The sequence below is a fragment of the Cesiribacter sp. SM1 genome (genome assembly GCF_020178975.1).
Classification (GTDB): Bacteria; Bacteroidota; Bacteroidia; order Cytophagales; family Cyclobacteriaceae; genus Cesiribacter.
The window spans coordinates 137,800-158,174 of sequence record NZ_JAHXBU010000045.1 but is presented as its reverse complement, the minus strand read 5'-3'; the positions used below and the strand labels follow the sequence as shown (position 1 = coordinate 158,174).

Below are 20,375 nucleotides of genomic sequence, written 5' to 3'. Positions count from 1 at the left end.
AAACCCCAACTCAATGCGACAACCTATACCCTTACTAGCAAGGATAACATTCCTGGCTTTATTTTTCGCACTGGTCACCTTTTCTGAAAAGGGATTTTCGCAGCAGTTCTCCTTGGCAAAGTCGCCGGCAGGAGCTTTGATAGTGCCGCAGCAGAATGGCGCTAAAGAGGCAGAAATGTCCTTGACCGAAGCCCTGGAGCGGCTTGAAAAGAAGTACAAGGTCAGGTTTACCTATAACCCCAGGTTAATAAAGGGGCTCAAGGTCAGGAGCGTAGATCCTGCAGACGTAGGGCTGGAAAAGGCACTTGATATGCTTTTTGAAACGCATGGCCTTAAATATAAAAAATACAGCAAACCGGATAATACCTACTTTATCTACTCAGAAACACATGGTGAGGAGGGTAGTTCGGGAACAGTAGTACCAGTAAAGGCACAGGAGCAAGCCCATCGGGTAACGGGAACTGTTACATCACCGCTGGAACCCGCAGGCCTGCCAGGTGTAAGCATTGTGGTTAAGGGCACCACCATCGGAACCATTACGGATGTGGATGGAAAGTATGCGCTGGAAGTACCCTCTCCTGAAGGTGTGCTGATATTCAGCTTTGTTGGCTTTCAAACCAGGGAAATACCAATCAATAACCAAACTATTATCAATGTAGAACTTGCGGAAGATGACAAGATGCTGGATGAAGTGGTGGTAGTGGGCTATGGTACCCAGATGAGATCAAATGTAACGGGCGCCGTAGACCAGGTGACTGCCGAAGACCTGGAGGGCCGTCCGGTGGTGAACCTAACTGAAGCTCTGCAGGGTACCTCACCAAACCTGATCATTCAAAAGTCTAATTCAGAGCCTGGAGCCGGCGTAAACCTCAACATCCGCGGTATCAGTACTTTGGGAAATAATAGCCCGCTGGTGGTCATCGATGGGATTGTTGGTGGAGACATCAATATGCTCAATCCTGCCGACATTGAAACTGTATCTATCTTGAAGGATGCGGGAAGTGCAGCCATTTATGGGTCGCGGGCAAATAATGGTGTAATTCTGGTTACTACCAAGAAGGGAAGACTTAATAATCGCCCCAGTGTAACCTATAATGGACTGGCTGGTGTAAACAGTCCTCATTTCTTTTTAGAACCTGTAAGTGGCTACCAGAATGCAATGCTCCGTAATGAATCTGCTTTTAACGCTGGTAAAGAATCTGTCATTTATACTCCTGAACAAATCAGACAGTTTCAGGAAAATGGCGACGAGCAATGGTTTATCGATGAAATAACCCAGCCGGCCTGGCAGCAAAATCATAACCTTTCTGTTTCGGGCGGTGGAGAAAATTCTTCCTATTATGCCTCGGGAGGCTATATGAATCAGCGTAGCAATTTTGTTGGCCCGGATAAAGGGTTGACACGGTATAATTTCCGGCTGAACCTTACCAACCAGATAGGGCGATTCAAACTTACCACCATGTTGTCGTACATGCGCCGTGAGGTGACGGACCACTCTTCTTCTACCTCTACCTTGATTGTGGATGCAGGTAGGGTGCCTCTCATTTATGCACAAAAAGATTCGCTTGGACGATACCTGACCAATGATGTGCTGCAACAGTTCAACTCCCTTGGTATTCTGGAAAAAGGCGGGTTTAGAAGATACGATGATGATAACATATTCGGCAGTGTATCAGGAGAATTAAAGCTTACGGATTTTCTGAAAGTAAGAGGCGTATTTGGGGCGAACCTTTATTCAAATCATCAGTTTGGCCGCACCATACAGGTAGACTTTTTTCCAAAAGGTGTTTACGGAGATAACAGCAATACCTATGACGAAAGCCGCAAAACTCTTGAGCTGAACTCGCAAATCATGGCGGAGTTCAATAAAACATTCAACGATGAGCATAATGTAACGTTGCTTCTGGGCGTTTCTAACGAAAATCATGCGGACAGAGGTACGGGAATCTATCTAATAAATACCGATCCCGATTTGGGAACACCCACTTCTGAAACTGAAATAGAAGCGAGGTCTTATACTTCAAACCAGAGTTCTTCGGAAAACAGTCTGAATTCTGCTTTTGGCCGGGCTTCTTACTCGTTCAACAACAAGTTATTTGGCGAGTTCAATTTTCGTTATGATGGTTCTTCAAAGTTTAGTGAGAAAAACCGCTGGGGTTTCTTCCCCTCTGTTTCGGCAGGGTATCGTATTTCGGAGGAAGCATTTTTAGGAAGCTACAGGGACAATGTCGGTGGTGTTAAGTTACGTGCTTCTTATGGGGTGCTGGGCAATCAGAATGTTGATAACTACCAGTACCAAACTACCTTTTTCTCCTTTCAGAATGCTTACGGATTTAATAATGTTCCTGTAAGTGGCACGGGTTACAATTTTGCCAATCCAGAATTAAGGTGGGAAAGAGCTGCAACCTTTAACGTGGGTGCAGATCTTGATTTCTTCAAAGGCGCTCTTACAGTATCTGTCGATTACTTCAACAAAGTGACCTCAGATATTTTACTTCCGCCTGCCGTACCAGGTGTGTTTGGCACCGATCTTCCAGACTTTAATGCAGCCAAAGTAGGCAGCAAGGGCTGGGAGTTTATTGCTACTTACCAGCATATGGGCAATCTGTTCTCGCACAATTTATCATTCAACATTGCTGACTCTCAAAACGAGATACTGGAGTTGGTAGGGGGCCGTGTATTAACTAACCTGGAGGAACTGCAGATCTTACGACAGGAAGGTTATCCCTATCATTCGTACGTAGGTCTGCAGCGCGATGGCTATTTCCAGTCAATGGAAGAAATAGAGGGTGCAGCTGTGCCGGAAGGTTTAACAGTACAACCTGGCGACAACCGTTATGTGGATGTTGTGAAAGATGGTGTAATTGATGATAAGGATAAGGTGGTTTTTGGAAACCCTTTTCCCCGTTACACCTATGGTTTTAACTATACTGTTGCTGCAAAAGGATTCGACCTGGGGGTACTAATACAGGGCGTAGGTAAAAGAACCATGATGATCCGTGGAGAAACGGTTGAACCTTTTCACTATAACTACGGCATGACCATGTACACCCACCAGCTGGATTATTGGACACCACAAAATCCCGATGCCCGGTATCCGCGACTGGCTGATAATGGTAGCCATTCTAATACCAACAACTTCCGGAGAGGATCAGACATGTACCTGTTTGATGGCGCATATCTAAGGGTGAAAAATGTACAGTTGGGTTACACCCTGCCCGGCCGCATTGCCAGTAAAGCAGGCATGGAAAAGCTGAGAGTGTACCTGTCGGGCCAGAACCTGTTTACGCTGGCAAAAGTAGATTTTGTAGATCCAGAGCTTACAGAATTTAACAGTAACCTGGAACAGTCAGGAGCAAACAGTGCCAGGGCCTATCCTACCCTTATTTATTACGGATTTGGTTTAGACGTTACTTTTTAACTCATGAATATGAAACATAGCAATATCAGGTACAAGGCCAGCTTGCTCACCATGCTGGTACTACTATTCACAGCATGCAAAGATTTAGACCTTGCACCCGAAAATACCTTTACAGATTTAAACTACTGGAGCTCAGAGGCCCGGGCACAGGCCGTACTCAACACCGCCTATTCCCAGATGTTTAGCAGCTCGTACTTCTTCCTGAATGAAGCGCTCTCCGACAATGCTGTCAATGGCCGCGGAGATGCTGCAGGGGCTGCCTCAATCTCAAGCGGCGCCTATGATGCTTCGCTTGCAAGATTAAACGAGGAGTGGGACACACGGTATGGTGGGATCAAAACGACCAATATCTTGATAGAGAATATTGATCGCGTTACGGACATGAGTGAAGAAGAACGTAACATGATGAAAGCAGAGGCTCGTTTTATCCGGGCGTTTCAGCATTTTCAGCTCATGACCTGGTTTGGCGATATTCCCTTGCTAGATCATGATCCAACTATTGAAGAGGCTCAGACGATAGAACGTACACCCAGAGCTGAAGTACTTGCCTTTATCCTGAATGAGCTGGATGAGGTGGCTGCTATACTGCCCGCCAATACAGAACTTGCTGATGCAGAACAGGGGAAAATAACCAGTGGTGCGGCCATTGCGCTAAAGGCCAGGGTGTTACTGTACGAAGGCCGTTGGGCAGATGTGGTGACAGAAACTGCGAAGCTCATTAATTCAACCGAATATGGCAGCTATTCATTATTTCCATCCTATGAAGGCTTGTTCCTGCCAGAGAACGAATACAACGAGGAGGTAATTCTTAGCTTGCAATATGTGCCTATAGACAGAACCTGGTCAGAATTTTTCGATATGGCTCCCTTGTCTGCAGGCGCGCGCCTGAATAACCTGGCGCCCACCCAGGAACTGGTCGATAGCTACCTGATGCTCAATGGAGAACCCATCGATGCAGCAGCTTCGGGCTATGATGAAGGGAATCCTTATGTGAACCGTGACCCACGGCTTACAAACACCATAGTCTACCACAACTACCAGTGGGAGAACCCGGATGGCAGCATCCACACCATTTATATTGAGCCAGGCACAGACCCAGATGAGGCGTTGGATGAGTACGAAACAGGCTCCTCTAAAACAACAACAGGCTACTATACGCGCAAGTATTTTGATCCGGATCATACTGCAGGTCTGGCTTCAGGCTTAAACCTGATCCTGATTCGTTATGCTGATGTGTTGCTGATGTATGCCGAAGCCAAAATGGAGTTGGGCGAATTTAACGAAGAGGTGTGGAACCAGACCATCAGGCCTCTGCGCGAACGTGCCGGTTTTACGGATGAAGCTGCCTTAGCCTATGATCCCTCGCTAACGGGAGAAGCCCTGCGACAAACGATCCGCAATGAACGGCGGGTGGAACTGGCCATGGAAGGTCTCCGGATATTTGATATTCGCAGATGGCAAATCGCAGAAGATGTATTAAATGGCTGGGCACATGGCGCCCAGTTTGAGCCTAGCAGCCCCGATAACGGCTACATTAGGGCACAATCTAGAACCTTCGATCCAGGCAAGCATTACCTGTGGCCAATACCGCGAGATGAGCGCTTGCAGAACAGTAATTTGTCTCAGAACCCAGGCTGGAATTAATCATTTGAAAAAAGTAGTTGACCATAATTATATGAAAAAGATAAATATATACCTATTGCTTACCCTTTTGGCTATGGTTATAGCCATGGTTGCCTGTGAGGATGAAGAACTGAGCCACACGCAGGTAACGCCAGTTACCAACCTATTCGCACCAGATGATAATGCTTACATGAACCTGGGTGCGCAGAGCACAGCGGTTTTCGAATGGGAAGCAGCAAAAGCCGAAGATAATGGTGTAGTGCTGTATGAAGTTGTTTTCGACACAGAAGACGGAGATTTCAGTGAACCATTGTACACGCTTCCTTCCGATGGAAATGGCCTGCAGCGCAGACTTACCCTTCCGTTTGCCAGGTTAAATGAAATTGCCCGGATTGCAGGTATACAGCCCGAAGAAACTGGTAAGCTGAAATGGACTGTGCTTTCCTCTAAAGGAATAAACGTGCAGGAACCCATGACTTCCCGAATGATTGAGGTAGAGCGGCCTGCAGGTTTCCCGGCGCCCGATGAGTTATACATTGCAGGCTCTGCCACCGAAGGGGGTGAGGGGTTGGAAAATGCCATCCTGATGAAAAAAGTCGATGCTTCTACCTTTGAAGTATACACCAAGCTGACCCCTGGAGAATACTATTTTGCCAGCAGAAAAACGGGTACGCCCGAAACTTATTTCATAGAAAACGGAAAGCTAAAGCAAGGGGAAACAACAACTACGGTAACAGAAGAAGGTGTTTATAGAATCCGTTTAGATTTTCCTACCGCTACTACTGAAATTGCCGAAATAGAGGCTGTAAGTCTTTGGTTTGCACCAAATGATGAATTCCTGTTCGACCTGCCCTATGCTGGCAATGGCACCTGGAAAATTGAGGATGCTCCCATTGAGTTTAGGCAGGAAAGCTGGGGCAGAGATGAACGGTATAAATTCCGGTTTTTGGTTGATGATGGCAGTGGAACTGCGGAAGAATGGTATGGCAGTGTTAATGCCGATAACTCCAGGCCAGATGAGTCTACGAATGATTCATATTGGTTTATGGTACCAATAATAACAAATGACCGCTGGAACCACTCTTTTAAGTTTGCCACCGAGGTTGATAATACTCAATCGGATATTGCGGTGATCTTCAACAGTACCGTACCGGACTACACGCATACAGTTACACCTAATTAATTAGTTGGTTGGTTGGTTGGTTATACTTACCCTGCCCTGGTATTCAGGGTGGGGTAAGTAAAACTTTCAAACCACCGGAGGAGCGGCTGTTTTTGGCCAAAGAGATCTGAAGATTCGTGTAGATATTTATAGAAAAGCGATATACAAATGAAGCATTATACTTTAAAACCTGTAAGGCTTATGGCAGCAATCCTGTTGGTGCTAAGCATAAACTCATGTTCCGGTGACGACCCCAAGCCCCTGAATGATGGCCAGGGAGGCGTTACCGAAGTGGTTTATACCTGGTCTGAAACGGCCGATTCTTTACAGGAAGCTACTTATAATACATATTTATCTACCAACGGAACCTTCAGGCAGGATAATGCCGGAAATAACTTCTTCAATTACTGGTGGAATGCGCATATGCTGGATGTATTAATTGACGGTTACATCAGAACTGATAATGAACAATATAAAGCCAGAATGAAGTCGCTGCTCCAGGGAATCAAAGTGATGAACGGAGGGACTTATCACAATGTGTTTAATGATGACATGGAGTGGCTGGGAATGGCATGTCTGCGCGCTTATGAGGCTACAGGTGATGAAGCATATTTAACTGTTGCCCGGGACTTGTGGACTGAAATAAAAAAGAGCTGGAGCGATGTGTTTGATGGGGGTATTACCTGGAGAACAGATACACCTTTTGGAAAGAACGCATGTTCTAATGCGCCTGCCGCAATTCTGGCCCTAAGGTTGTATCAGGTTGACCAAAATCCGGAAGACCTGCAATGGGCTAAAGATATTTACAACTGGCAAAAAGCAACCCTGGTAGATCCTGCAACAGGTTTGGTATGGGACAACATCTCTATGCAAAATGGTGAAGTTGTTATCAATAAAGATTGGATCTTTACCTATAACCTGGGTACCTACATAGGTGCAGCTAACCTGCTTTATGAAATAACAGGGGAACAGGCATATCTAAGCGATGCGGTGCAAACAGCCAGATCTTCCATGACAAGCCCTAAAGTTACCTCTGAAGGGCTTTTAAGGAGTGAGAATCAGGGAGATGGCGGTTTGTTCAAGGGCATTTTTGTCAGGTACTTTACCGACCTGATTCTACAGCCTGGCCTGAATGAGGCGACCCGGAATGAGCTGGTGAGATTCATGAAATTTAATGCAGAGACCTTCTACAGCAAGGGAATTGGAAGGCCATCTATGTTAAGTAGCCCCGACTGGAGACAGCAGCCCGGGTCGAATACAGATTTGTCCACACAACTAAGCGGCATCATGCTAATCGAGGCTGCAGCACGACTGAAAGCTGAAGAGCTGCTTTGATACAAGGGTTCTTCCAGAACTGCTGGTGCAGCACTTTTTAATCACCGTATTGGCTGTAAAAGCAGCAAATGTGGAAAAGTACAGCCTGTACTAAACCATAATTCAAATCAATGAAAGCAGGCAAAAAGATAGTGGTCGTTTTTCTGTTACTGGTTCTCTGTTATAAGGGGTACGGACAAAAGCAGTACAGTCTGTTTTCTCCCGATAAAAGTATAGAGGTTAACCTTGAGCTTACTGATAGCATCTACTATTCCATCAAGGCAAAAAACAAACAGATCATCAACAAGTCTGCCGTTTCCCTTAACACCAGTTCCATAAAGCAAAAGGGCTGGAAAGTATCAGCTGTAAAAAGAAGCACAAGGGATCAGGAGCTGCAGCCGGTCGTGTGGCAGAAGAATAAAAATATACGCGATTATTATCAGGAACTGCGTCTTTCCTTCACCAATGATATCGCACTGGAGTGGCGGGCATACAATGATGGCGTCGCATGGAGATGGCTTATCCATAAAAACGGTGCCTACACGGTACTAAACGAGACCGCTCAGTTTTCCTTCCATAAAGAGGATCAGGCATGGTATCCCTTAGAAGATGGTTTCTTTTCTCATAACGAACGCCACTACCACCAGTTAGGCGTAGACAGCATCGGTCCTGATCAGCTGGCCAGTCTTCCTGCCCTTTTTCAATCAGCCAGTGCGGAAACTAAAATACTTGTTACTGAGTCGGACCTGCGTAATTATGCCGGTATGTGGCTTAGGGGTACAGGAAACGGGAAAATAAAAGCTGTATTTCCATTCTATCCTAAAACAAAGGAGGTCCAGGGCGACAGAAACGAAGTGGTAGTGGAGCGCGAAAATTACATTGCAAAGCTAACCGGACCGCAGTCCCTGCCCTGGAGAATTCTTGCTATTTCGGATGAAGATACTGAGCTGCTGAATAACCAGCTAGTGTACCAGCTGGCAAGCCAGACAGAGGGAGATTATAGCTGGGTAAAACCTGGGAAAGTTTCCTGGGACTGGTGGAATGCAAATAATGTCTATAACGTAGATTTTCGTGCTGGCATAAATACTAAAACTTATAAATACTACATCGATTTTGCGTCTAAGCATAATATCGAGTATGTAATAATGGATGAGGGGTGGAGTGACACCAGAAACCTGATGAAGGTAAACCCGGATATTGATATGGAGGAGCTGTCGTCCTATGCCGCAGAAAAAGGCGTAGATCTTATTTTATGGGCCAACTGGCTCCCCCTGGACAAGCAGCTGGAAGAGACGCTCGATCAGTTTGTGAAGTGGAAGGTGAAAGGCATCAAGGTAGACTTTATGCAGCGTGATGACCAGGAGATGGTAAACTTCTATGAAAGAGTAGCGAAGGCGGCTGCAGCGCGAAAACTATTAGTAGACTTTCATGGTGCTCATAAACCGGCAGGCCTGTACAGAACCTACCCGAATGTTATGTCTTATGAAGGCGTACTGGGCCTTGAGCAGAACAAAGGCAGCAATGTTGTGGATCCGGAGCATAATGTAACCATTCCCTTTATCAGAATGGTAGCTGGCCCCATGGATTATACTCCGGGCGCCATGCTCAATGCGCAAAAAGAGGAATGGAAGCCTGTATGGTCCAAGCCCATGAGCATGGGAACCAGGGCCCATCAGCTGGCAATGTTTGTAGTGTACGAAAGTCCGCTTCAGATGCTGGCCGATAGCCCTACCCACTATTATGAGGAACCGGAAAGTATGGAATTCTTAGAGGCAGTACCGGTGGTCTGGGAAAAAACAATTCCGCTGAAAGGCCAAATAGGGGAGTATGTGCTCATGGCAAGAAAATCCGCAAACGGAGACTGGTATGTTGGTGGCATGACAGACTGGAATGCCCGTACGCTGGCGTTTGATCTTTCTTTCCTGGAGCAGGGGAAAGAGTACACCATGTACCTCTGGAAAGATGGCATTAATGCCGACAGGAATGCGCAGGATTATAAGAAAGAAACCAAAAGCGTCAGCAGTCAGACCAGCATAAACGCGGAGCTTGCACCAGGCGGAGGTTGGGTAGCCAGAATCATAGAAAAGTAAGAAACAGATCGCGTTAAGCGGACAAATAATCTTAAAATAAGCATTTTGATAAATCCATACATGAACAGAAGAACTTTTATACAAAATTCAGCACTGGTAGGAGCCGGTGCATTCATGCACCCTCTGTTTTCATTTGCCGGAGCCCCTGATTTTCCCATTGTGAGAGTTGCCGAAGGGGAAAGAAACTTCCGTAGTGAGGCAATCGAGAATGCCATCAAAGAATTTAAGAAAAAGGTAGACAGCAAAGAACTCGGCTGGTTGTTCGAGAACTGCTTTCCCAATACGCTGGATACTACGGTAACCTTTGGCATGAAGGAGGGCAAACCTGATACCTACATTATTACCGGCGATATTGATGCCATGTGGCTTCGGGACAGCACCGCACAGGTGTGGCCCTACATGGAGTTTGTACAAAAAGATAAGAAGCTTCAGCAGCTGATTGCCGGCGTTATCAACAGGCAGACGTTCTACATCCTGAAAGACCCGTATGCCAATGCTTTTTATGATGATCCTGCTAAAAGAGGGGAATGGGCCACTGATGCCACCGATATGAAACCTGGCGTTCATGAACGCAAATGGGAAATTGATTCCTTATGTTACCCCATCCGCCTGGCATACCATTACTGGAAAAATACCGGCGATACAGCTCCCTTCGACAAACAATGGGAATCAGCCGTAAAATCCATTCTGACTGTTTTCAAAGACCAGCAGAGAAAGGATGATGCAGGAGAGTACAGGTTCCAGCGTACTACACCCCATGCCACCGATACCCTGCCCCTGAAAGGAATGGGGTACCCCGTGAAGCCGGTTGGCTTGATCAGCTCGGCCTTCAGACCAAGCGATGATGCTACTGTTTTCCCTTTCTTGATCCCATCCAACTTTTTTGCAGTGGTGAGCCTGAAGCAGGCGGCCACCATGATGGAAGAAATACGAAAAGATCAGACTACCGCTAAAGCATTGCGTGACCTTAGCAACGAGGTGGAAGGGGCGCTAAAGCAATATGCTGTTGTTGAACATCCGGAGTATGGCAAGATCTATGCCTACGAGGTAGATGGTTTCGGGGGGAGGCTCCTGATGGACGATGCCAATATTCCAAGCCTATTGTCATTGCCTTACCTGGATGCAGTACCGGTTTCTGATCCGATCTATCAAAACACCAGAAATTTTGTATGGTCGCTGGATAATCCTTTCTTCTTCAAGGGAAAAGCAGCAGAAGGCATTGGTGGACCTCATGTAGGCATGGATATGATCTGGCCCATGAGTATTACCATGAAAGGGCTTACCAGTACAGATAAGCAGGAGATTAAAAACTGCATCCAGACCCTGAAGGCAACCCACGGTGGTACCGGCTTTATGCATGAATCGTTTCATAAGGATGATCCGAAGAATTTCTCACGTGCCTGGTTTGCCTGGGCCAATACCCTCTTCGGTGAATTTCTGTGGAAAACCTATCAGGAACACCCAGAGCTCCTGGTATAAATGCTGCAGATATCTATCATGTATTCTGAACGGTAGCATCCCCTGTCAATATAACAATCGATTCTTTACAGCCTAAACAAACTTATGAATGCTAAAATAAATCTCCTCATTATGGTGGTCATGGTACTGGCAGCTTCCTGCAAAACGGAAATTACCAGTACTGAGGCAAATGACCCCCTGCCTGCCAGCAATGAAGGATTAACCCAATATGTTAACCCCCTGATAGGAACCGCACCCCTGACCGATCCCGAGTTTATCGGATACACACCGCCGGAAGGATGGCGTGTATGGGCAGGACTGGTGTATCCGGGGGTGTCGCTGCCAAACGCTATGGTGCAGCTTAGCCCAGTAACAGAATATGGTACAGGTGCTGGATATGAGTATGAGGATACTGTTATTCATGCTTTTGCACACACCAATAAAGGGCACTGGAATTATGTGAACATACCTGTTCTTCCCTTATCGGGTGCGGTAGATCCAGGCAAACCTGGTTCGCACTTTTCTCATGACAAGGAAACAGCACAGGCAGGTTTTTATCAGGTATATCTTGATGACTATGGGGTAGACGTAAAGCTTACCTCTACACTAAGAAGTGGCTATCATCAGTACCAGTACACAAATCCGGAAGGCCGCAAAATTCTCTTTGACCTTGCCAAAGCCAACAACCGGGTTTCTGATTGGAAAATCGAAAAAGACGGAAATAGTGCCGTTCGGGGTTTTCAGCGAAACGGAAACCAGGTTATTCATTTTTATGCAAGGCTGAATGAAGAACTTGAACGGCTTGAAATTGAGCAGGAAGGCCAGCGTAATGGCTATGCAGTTCTGCACCTGGCCAATGGCAAGACCAATCCGGTAGAAATGAAAATAGGTTTATCCTTTGTGAGTGGCGAAAATGCTAAACAGAATCTCGACGCTGAAGTAGGAGAGAAGTCTTTTGACCAGGTAAAAGCGGAGGCTGTTGAGAGATGGGAAGATCTCCTCTCGAACATACAGGTTGAAGGAGGTACACAAAAACAGAAAGAGCTGTTTTATACCTCTCTGTACAGAGCCTTTCTCTGGCCAGCATTGCGCAGTGATGTAAACGGTGAATTCAAAGATGTGAAGGGTGCTGTTGTAAAAGCTGATTATCAGCACTACACCATTCCTTCCTTGTGGGATACTTATCGGAACAAGCTTGTGCTGCTGGGTAATATCTCTCCCAAGGTTACAGGTGATGTCATCAGGTCGCTGCAGGATATTGGTGAGAAAACAGGCTTCATTCCTACATTCTTTCACGGCGACCATGCCGCACCCTTTATTGCCGGTTCGTATGCGCGTGGTATTGAAGGCTATGATGTTAATAAAGTTTACCAGCTGCTCCTGAACAATGCCAATAAAGAGGAAGAGGGAGGTACACGTCCACACATCAGAGAGTACATCGAGAAAGGATATATTTCAGAGCCCCATATTGATTCTCCGCATGTAGAGACGAAGGCCAAAGCAGGAGTATCCAAAACCCTGGAGTATGCTTATGATGATTATTCTCTGGCACAGCTGGCGAAGGCCTTGAATGATACTGAAAACTACCGTGTGCTCATGGCAAGAGCAAAAAACTATCAAAATGTATTCGACACCACTACCAATTTTATGAGGGGCAGGCTTGAAGATGGTAGCTGGGTGAAAAACTTCAATCCGCAATATCCCTATTACGAATACATGTATCGGGAAGCCAATGCCTGGCAGGTTTCTTTCTTCGCTCCCCATGATATGGAAGGGTTGATTGCACTTTATGGCGGAAATAATGCTTTTGAGGCAAAACTTGATTCTCTTTTTACGGTGCCCTGGAACCCCAATTACATTGCCCGGAATGTATCAAGCTTTATCGGGCAGTACGTGCATGGCAATCAACCGAATCATGAAGCTCCATTCTCATACCATTTCATCGGCAAACCGGAAAAGTCGCAGCAGGTAATAGACAACATTCTGGAGAATTATTATGGCGTAGGGGAGCATGGGCTGGCCCTGTCGGGTATGGATGATGCCGGTGAAATGTCATCCTGGTATGTATTCAGTGCAATGGGTTTGTATCCTTTCTCACCAGCGGATCCTGAATATATTGTGACAGTGCCCATTTTTGATCAGGTACGATGGAAACTGCAGAATGGGAAGGAATTGATCATTAACAAATCCGGACCAGGCAGAGACATGCAGTATGTAGAAGTAAATGATGAACGGGTAGATGGATATTTTGTCTCTCATGATTTATTCAAAAATGGAGGCAGCATAGATGTTGTCACAAAATAATGCTACTCATGCTACGGTAGCAGGGGTAGACATTGAAGGCATGCATATCTGATAAACTATGCTGCCTGTTTTCCGGGTGGAGAGGCTTTTGGTGGCGCTGCGGGAAAACTTTTATTCAGGCCAGTAAACCATCTTACCAACAAAGTGGTGGCAAAGGAAGGGGAAGCCCCTGCGGTAGAAGTCTATTCAGACTGATAGTCATGTAAGTTCATAAATGTTTAACATGTTATTTTTAAAACTATGCAAAAAATTCTATCACAACTGAGATCTTCTTACCGCTGCTGGATAATTGCCTTACTGGCTGTGTTCGGGATTCTCCAAGCTAATCGCGTACTATCCCAGACTGTTTCTGACTACCACCAGCGGGCAGATCTTTTACTGGAGAACTATTTAACAAAGTATTGGGACGGTAATTACATCCGTAACACTGGTGAATGGACCTACATTCATGGAATGGACGCTGTTATTGATGGTGCAGAGCGAACAAACAAGCAAAAGTATCATGGCCTGATAGAGACTTTTTACGAGGCCCAGGACAGGAGGCATGGGTGGCTGAATGACTACTATGATGACGAAAACTGGTTTGTGCTAACGCTTATCCATGCCTATGATGTGACAGCTGAGGAGAAATACCTCCGGAAGGCTGAGGAGATTTATAAAGACATTCTGGAAAATGCCTGGGATGATTCCTGTTGTGGAGAAACAAACGGAGGCTTATGGTGGAATAAAGCCAAGACACAAAAGGCAACTGCTGCCAATGCGGGTGCGGTGATCTCGGGCCTGCAGCTTTATAAGCGTACCAACAGGGAAGAGTATCGTGCGTTTGCTAAGAAAGTGTACGATTTCTGGTGGACAAATATGGTTGATAAGACAACCTATCAGGTTGCTGACCATATCAACACAGACGGAACAAAAGTATGGTGGAAGTTCACATACAATGAAGGTCTGATGATTGGTGCCAGTATGGAGATGTATAATACATTTGATAAAACATCCTACCTGTCATATGCCCGTAACATAGCTGAATTTATGGTTAATAACGAGACTGTTGAAACAGCATACGGACCAGTTTTGTCGGATGGAAATAGCAACCAGTGCTCCGGTGACTGCTGGCAATTTAAAGCACCGGGCTATAAGTATCTGATGAAACTCTATCTGCAGGACAAACAGAAGAACCTTTATCAGCGTGTGCTGAAAGGGAGTGTAGATGCGCTTTGGAATCTTGCCAGAAACACTGAAAATTCTGTTAGCGTTGATTGGTCAGGGCCTGTTTCTTCCTGGCTTTATAACGATCAAACCCAAAATGCAGCGGCGATGGCAATGAGCTTATTCGCAAAGCAAAATGGACCTTATCCTGAACCAGAGGCGCCAGAAGGACAGTATGAAGCAGAGAACGCCACAATTAAAGGAATTTTACTTGAGTCTAACCAACCGGGCTATACGGGTTGGGGCTTTGTAGGAGGCTGGAACAACCATGAGCAGTATATTAAATTTACTGTAAACAACAGCACCGCTGGAAATAAAACGGTAACGCTGAGATACGCCGCCGCCGCAGGTGATGCGTCCCGGATAATACTGGTTAACGGAGCCCCTGCAACAATTCTGAACTTCCCCGGCACAGGCGGCTGGAATCAATTTTCCACCACCAGTTTTACGTACAATTTCCCCGCCGGCACCAGCACCATTCAGGTAAACCACAACGCAAACTGGCTAAACCTTGATCATTTAATGCTTTCGCCTGTTCCTTTTGCGCTTCTGACAGCAGACCCAACGGCGAACCTGCAGGTTTATCCTAACCCTGTTCAGAGCGGAGATAAACTGAATGTAACGCTACAAGCTGAACAGCCAGCGGAGGTAGACCTTCAAATAGTAGACATTTTTGGGCAAAAACGGCTGGAGAGTAAAAAGCAAGTTCAAGCAGGAAGTAATATGCTTCAGATGCCACTAAATGGCCTAAGTAGAGGTGCTTATGTGCTGTATATCAAACAAGGAAATCACATAGAAACTAAACGAATAATAGTTGATTAGTATAATTATAATTAACAATTCCTGATGAAAAATGCACCCACTCCTGATTCCTTCTCGGGGAAATCAGGAGTGGGTATATATAAATTAGCCATCAAAGATTTCACCATTGTTTTTCATGCTCCTCATTGGGTCTACAGCTTTTCCCAGATAAAGGACCATAACATTTTGATGAACTGGTTGGACTGAACATCAAAGAACTTCTTGCCCGCCATCTATCCATTTAAAAATGCACTGAGATTACAGTAACCACAGGTATGTTAGTTGGAAAATGCTTGCCTCGTTGGGGCCGCCAGTCGTTGGCTTAGGCAACCAGGGGCGAATGCTTAGGCAAATAGAATTGGATTTAGGTTCTGCTTTTAAATCAGTAAAGTATTGACAAAAAACGTACACATGAAACAGGTATACAGTAGACTTCTTTTGATTTTGTTGTTGGTACAGCCCTTTGCATCCTGCAGAACTGCAAATGAAGAGTATCAGCAAAATGTGGTTGAGCAGGATTATACCACCACTTTCAGAGCACCTGCCTATCCGCTGGTAACGATCGATCCGTATACAAGTGCCTGGTCAATGGCAGATAAACTGTACGATGATCCCGTCAGGCACTGGACGGGCCGGGTACATTCTCTCATCGGTGCAGTTAGGGTAGATGGTAAGGTATATCGTTTCATGGGCAAAGAGGAAATTCCGATGGAAATGGTGCTACCACTGCAAAAGATGAGCTGTGGGAGGGCTTTACACAACAGAAGCGCCTGCTAAGTGTTGGGAGCAGCCAGATTTTGATCCAAAGTCCTTTCGGTCTGGCAAATCGGCTTTTGGTTCACCGGGGATGACTGCCGTGGGCACTGTTTGGGAGGAGGATACCGATGAGATTTGGGTACGAAGAGAGTTTACACTATCAGCTGGAACTCCGGAGGAATCCTTGTTTTTTCCCGATGCCCTGGAGCAGAAGGAGATTGCGTTTTATCTGACTCAGCAGAATGAGTACGGTTTGCCTTAAGATAACCGCCGCACCTATACTAAGTCAGAATGGATTGTATGGACGACAACTCTGGCAGATGATCAGAATACTTTTCAAAAGTTTATCGACCCGCTGCACAGCTACGACATCAACACCCCTGACAGAGTGCCCATGTCGGACTGGTATGAGACAGAAAGTGCAGAGCAGGCAGGATTTCAGGCCAGGTCTGTGGTGGGCGGATACTTTACCAAAATGCTGGAGGCTAAAAAGCAGTAAGTCGCAAGCTGGTTCTACTTTGGGGCCTGTTGTGCTTTCAGTGCTTTTCTTTATGACAATGACAGGCATTGATCTATTTGAAGGATGCTTACTGACAGCCAAGGGGACTTATCGCTAAATATGACCAATACGAATTGCGTGGAAGAGGTCATTCTCATCATCGTTCGCACTAAATAATTCCGTGAGGTGGTGATCAATCTCCTGGTCTGTTGCAAGTGTACAAGCTGCCATTCGGCCAAACTCATCCTTTACACCAATAGGGTATACAGGGGGAAAATGTTTAAAAGAAATCAAATTAAAGTTATGCGTAAAGTTGCGAGTATTTTAGGGCTTGTTATAATGTTGGTTAGTTCCTGTAGTACAACACAGATTGATGGAAGCGAAGATGCATCTGCATCTGTGCTTGAATATGTTGATCCGAATATCGGAACTGCCCATAGTCGCTGGTTCTTTTATACACCTGCCGCTGTTCCGTTCGGCATGGCTAAACTAGGACCATCTACCAATGGAAGTTATGGTAATGAGCAGGGATGGGAAGCAGTAGGGTACGATTCCAGGCATACCAGTATTGAAGGATTCGCCAACCTGCATGAGTTTCAGATAGGAGGGTTTTTGTTTGCTGCCATGACTGGTGATTTGAAAACTGTTCCGGGCACTTTGGAAAATCCGGATGATGGATACCGCTCCAGATTCGATAAAGAAGACGAATATGCTTCCCCCGGTTATTACAAAGTTAAACTCAAGGATTATGATGTGACTGCTGAACTAACAGCTACTAAAAGAGTAGGATTTCAGAGATATACATTTCCTGAGACCGATAATGGTTATATTCTGCTCGATATTGGAAATCAGTTGGGGGAAAGTGGAAAGGTAAAAGATGCCTCAGTTACGTTTCATGAAGATAATACCATAGAAGGATGGGTTATTACTTATCCGGAATATGTGAAAAAGTATCAGCCTGGAGGAGAAGTTCGCATGTATTTTGCCGGTGTCGTGAACAAAAAGCCAGTTGCAGTAGGCACCTTCAAAGGTAAGGAAAAGCACGAAGGCCATACGCGCATAACTGGCACTGGCTCCGGACTTTACATGAAATTCAAAACAAATCCGGGTGAGTCCATTGAGATTAAAGCCGGTTTCTCCTACACCTCTGTAGAAAATGCTAGAAACAATCTGATAGAGGAAGCGAAAGATTTAGATTTTGATCAGGCAAAAGTAAATGCGCAAAAGGTGTGGGTGGCCGAACTAAACAAGATAAAGGTTACAGATACTTCCAGCCACAACAAGATAAAATTTTATACTTCTTTGTATCATGCACTTTTAGGAAGAGGCCTGGCTAGTGATGTAAATGGCCAGTTTCCTGAGAATGATGGCACCACCGGACAAATTCCCCTTAATAATGAGGGCAAGCCAGTGTATGATTTTTATAACACTGATTCTGTATGGGGTGCATTCTGGAACCTAACCCAGCTGTGGAGCCTGGCCTGGCCTGAATATTATAACGATTTTGTACAAAGTCATCTGGCTGTTTACAGGAACTCAGGCTGGCTCGGTGATGGTCTGGCAAATTCGAAGTTTGTATCGGGTGTGGGAACAAACTTTGTAGGCTTGATCATAGCATCGGCATACCAAGCCGGCATCAGGGATTATGATGTTGAACTTGCTTTCAAAGCTGCGTATGAAAATGAGATGAGGTACAAGGACAGGATTGAAGGAGCTGGAAAAATGGATCTTGAAGGCTTTGTTGAAAAAGGCTACGTTGCGTATGTGCCGGGCTGGAACACCACCCCTGAAGGTTCAGGATTCTCGGTTTCACATACCTTGGAGTATAGCTACAGCAGCTATGCTGTAGCACAGTTTGCGAAAGCAATAGGCAAGCAAAGGGAGTATGAACAATTGATGGCGCTTTCTGAAAACTGGAAAAATCTATATGACGAACAAACCGATTTTGTAAGACCGAAAATGGTGTCTGGGGAGTTTTTGGAAGATTTTGACCCTTTTGCTCCCTGGGTAGGTTTTCAGGAAGGAAATGCATGGCAATATACCTTTTATGTACCCCATACGCCTACTGAGCTTATAGCAAAAATGGGAGAAGATAAGTTTGTGCATAGGTTGGATTCTATTTTTACTGTATCTGAAAAAACTAAATTTGGTGGAGAAGACATAGATGCCTTTGCTGGATTAACCTATTTATATAACCAGGGAAATCAACCCAATTTACACATTGCCTGGCTGTTCAATTTTACCGATCATCCTTGGTTAACCCAGAAATGGGTTAGAGAAATATGTAATGAATTCTACGGGATTGATGAGGTGCACGGGTATGGCTATGGCCAGGATGAAGATCAGGGGCAGCTCGGCGCCTGGTATGTTATGTCTTCTATAGGTTTATTTGATGTGAAGGGATTGGTTGAAATAGATCCTTCCTTTCAATTTGGCAGCCCTTTATTTGATAAAGTTGAAATTGCAGTGGACAATGGGAAATCGCTTATAGTGAATACAACCAACAATGCACCTGGCAATTATTATATACAATCAATAAAGTTAAATGGTCAGGACTACAGAAATCGGCAGGTTGATCTGGATATATTAAGAAATGGAGCCGAACTGGAAATAGAAATGGGGAAGGAACCCAATAAAAATCTATTTAAGGAACTATAGCTATAAGTGGTGATGCTAAAGAATATCAGCTTCTCTGAAACAGATAAATTAGAAGACGACTAGTTTAATAAACTGTTAAAGACGAAAAGTAACACCTTAAGCGCCTGAGCAATAAAATTTGCGACAAAAGACAATGCTTCACCAGATGGAGCATCGAGAGGAATTTAGATATAGTAACGTGAGTTAAGGATTGCAGCTACTGATAATCTGCCTATTATCATCTTCTACAGTCAAAAACAAGCCGTCATTCCCCTGAAGAGGGAGATCTGTTTGCTTTTACAGGTAGAATCACCATTCCTGTTTTTAGCTGACAGATACCAGCCTACGTGGGAATGACGATTAAGGAGCAACTGACGCTGATGATCATCCTTAACTCACGTTATATTAAATGGAGAGCTGGCCCTTTAACTTCAAAAGGCAGGTAAGCTACATGCAGCTAGTGCTCGAACAGATAGCTGGCAGAGGATAGGAGGGCTGCAGGCACCCAAACTATATTCATCAATTTTTGCCAGATATAGCCACTCCCTACAATCTACATCACGATCAGCAAGAGGGGATCGCTGTACAGCTACGTTATCGACACCCCGGCCAGAGTACCCACATCAGACTGGTATGAAACAGAAAGTGCAGCGCATGCCGGTTTTCCGGCCAGTTCTGTCATGGGCAGTTACTTTTTTTTAATGCTGTAAGTCAAAACATTCTAATTGAACAGCATAATGTCAGTAACCATTTCTTCATGGTGCTTCCACTTTGGTTACTTTCATTTAACATCATCGTCTCTTTCACTTAATACCATTAAAATACCTTTGCCCCAGGTTGAATAACGGTAGAAGCATCATAAACTTTTTCTCTGACGATCATTTTTCCACACGATTCAGCATTTGAATAACGATGAGATAACAGCCTTAGGCTTTAACCTTTCTGTAAAAGATGAAGCGATAGACGCTTTCAAACAGTCACGTTCACAGCCGGTGAAAATAAAGCTGCTTTCTGATCTGCCAGTGCTAAAGAGCAAGCAGCGGAGGTATGTGCTCAATCAAACAATCTTTCAAAGTAACTTCCATAAATATCATTATGTGTATT

Annotated in this window: 12 protein-coding genes and 1 pseudogene; all 13 read left to right on the top strand. The window is 45.1% G+C overall.

Annotated elements, in window-relative coordinates; genetic code table 11:
- Positions 1-13: 13 nt before the first annotated feature.
- The 13 genes and pseudogenes from KWJ01_RS09865 (at position 14) to KWJ01_RS28295 (ending at position 19,981) form a co-directional block, all read left to right on the top strand.
- A complete protein-coding gene (locus KWJ01_RS09865) occupies positions 14-3,421 on the top strand; it encodes a TonB-dependent receptor (RefSeq protein ID WP_224996267.1) in 3,408 nt (1,135 codons plus the stop codon).
- Between the two features lie 9 nt (positions 3,422-3,430).
- Positions 3,431-5,065, top strand: coding sequence for a RagB/SusD family nutrient uptake outer membrane protein (locus KWJ01_RS09860; RefSeq protein ID WP_224996266.1), 1,635 nt, complete (start codon positions 3,431-3,433; stop codon positions 5,063-5,065).
- A gap of 31 nt (positions 5,066-5,096) precedes the next feature.
- Positions 5,097-6,227 carry a SusE domain-containing protein gene (locus tag KWJ01_RS09855; protein ID WP_224996265.1) on the top strand — a complete coding sequence of 377 codons (1,131 nt, stop codon included), beginning with the start codon at positions 5,097-5,099 and terminating at the stop codon, positions 6,225-6,227.
- A gap of 180 nt (positions 6,228-6,407) precedes the next feature.
- Positions 6,408-7,541 (top strand): glycoside hydrolase family 76 protein, encoded by a 1,134-nt coding sequence (locus tag KWJ01_RS09850; protein ID WP_224996264.1) that lies wholly within the window; start codon positions 6,408-6,410, stop codon positions 7,539-7,541.
- 110 nt (positions 7,542-7,651) lie between these two features.
- The gene (locus tag KWJ01_RS09845; protein WP_224996263.1) at positions 7,652-9,610 is read left to right on the top strand and encodes a glycoside hydrolase family 97 protein; all 1,959 of its coding nucleotides are present in this window, start codon (positions 7,652-7,654) and stop codon (positions 9,608-9,610) included.
- A 60-nt stretch (positions 9,611-9,670) separates the two neighbouring features.
- The gene (locus tag KWJ01_RS09840) at positions 9,671-11,089 is read left to right on the top strand and encodes a glycoside hydrolase family 125 protein (RefSeq protein WP_224996262.1); all 1,419 of its coding nucleotides are present in this window, start codon (positions 9,671-9,673) and stop codon (positions 11,087-11,089) included.
- Positions 11,090-11,173: 84 nt separating this feature from the next.
- Positions 11,174-13,372, top strand: coding sequence for a GH92 family glycosyl hydrolase (locus KWJ01_RS09835; protein WP_224996261.1), 2,199 nt, complete (start codon positions 11,174-11,176; stop codon positions 13,370-13,372).
- 240 nt (positions 13,373-13,612) lie between these two features.
- A complete protein-coding gene (locus KWJ01_RS09830) occupies positions 13,613-15,400 on the top strand; it encodes a glycoside hydrolase family 76 protein (RefSeq protein ID WP_224996260.1) in 1,788 nt (595 codons plus the stop codon).
- 390 nt (positions 15,401-15,790) lie between these two features.
- Positions 15,791-16,156 carry a DUF4964 domain-containing protein gene (locus KWJ01_RS09825; RefSeq protein ID WP_224996259.1) on the top strand — a complete coding sequence of 122 codons (366 nt, stop codon included), beginning with the start codon at positions 15,791-15,793 and terminating at the stop codon, positions 16,154-16,156.
- Between the two features lie 70 nt (positions 16,157-16,226).
- Positions 16,227-16,397 carry a DUF1793 domain-containing protein gene (locus KWJ01_RS09820; RefSeq protein ID WP_224996258.1) on the top strand — a complete coding sequence of 57 codons (171 nt, stop codon included), beginning with the start codon at positions 16,227-16,229 and terminating at the stop codon, positions 16,395-16,397.
- A 12-nt stretch (positions 16,398-16,409) separates the two neighbouring features.
- A pseudogene (locus KWJ01_RS09815) lies at positions 16,410-16,634 on the top strand (DUF1793 domain-containing protein); the annotation flags it as partial.
- Positions 16,635-16,937: 303 nt separating this feature from the next.
- Complete coding sequence (locus KWJ01_RS09810) at positions 16,938-19,292, top strand: GH92 family glycosyl hydrolase (protein WP_255651051.1); 2,355 nt, start codon at positions 16,938-16,940, stop codon at positions 19,290-19,292.
- Positions 19,293-19,822: 530 nt separating this feature from the next.
- Complete coding sequence (locus KWJ01_RS28295; protein WP_370634701.1) at positions 19,823-19,981, top strand: DUF1793 domain-containing protein; 159 nt, start codon at positions 19,823-19,825, stop codon at positions 19,979-19,981.
- Positions 19,982-20,375 lie beyond the last annotated feature (394 nt).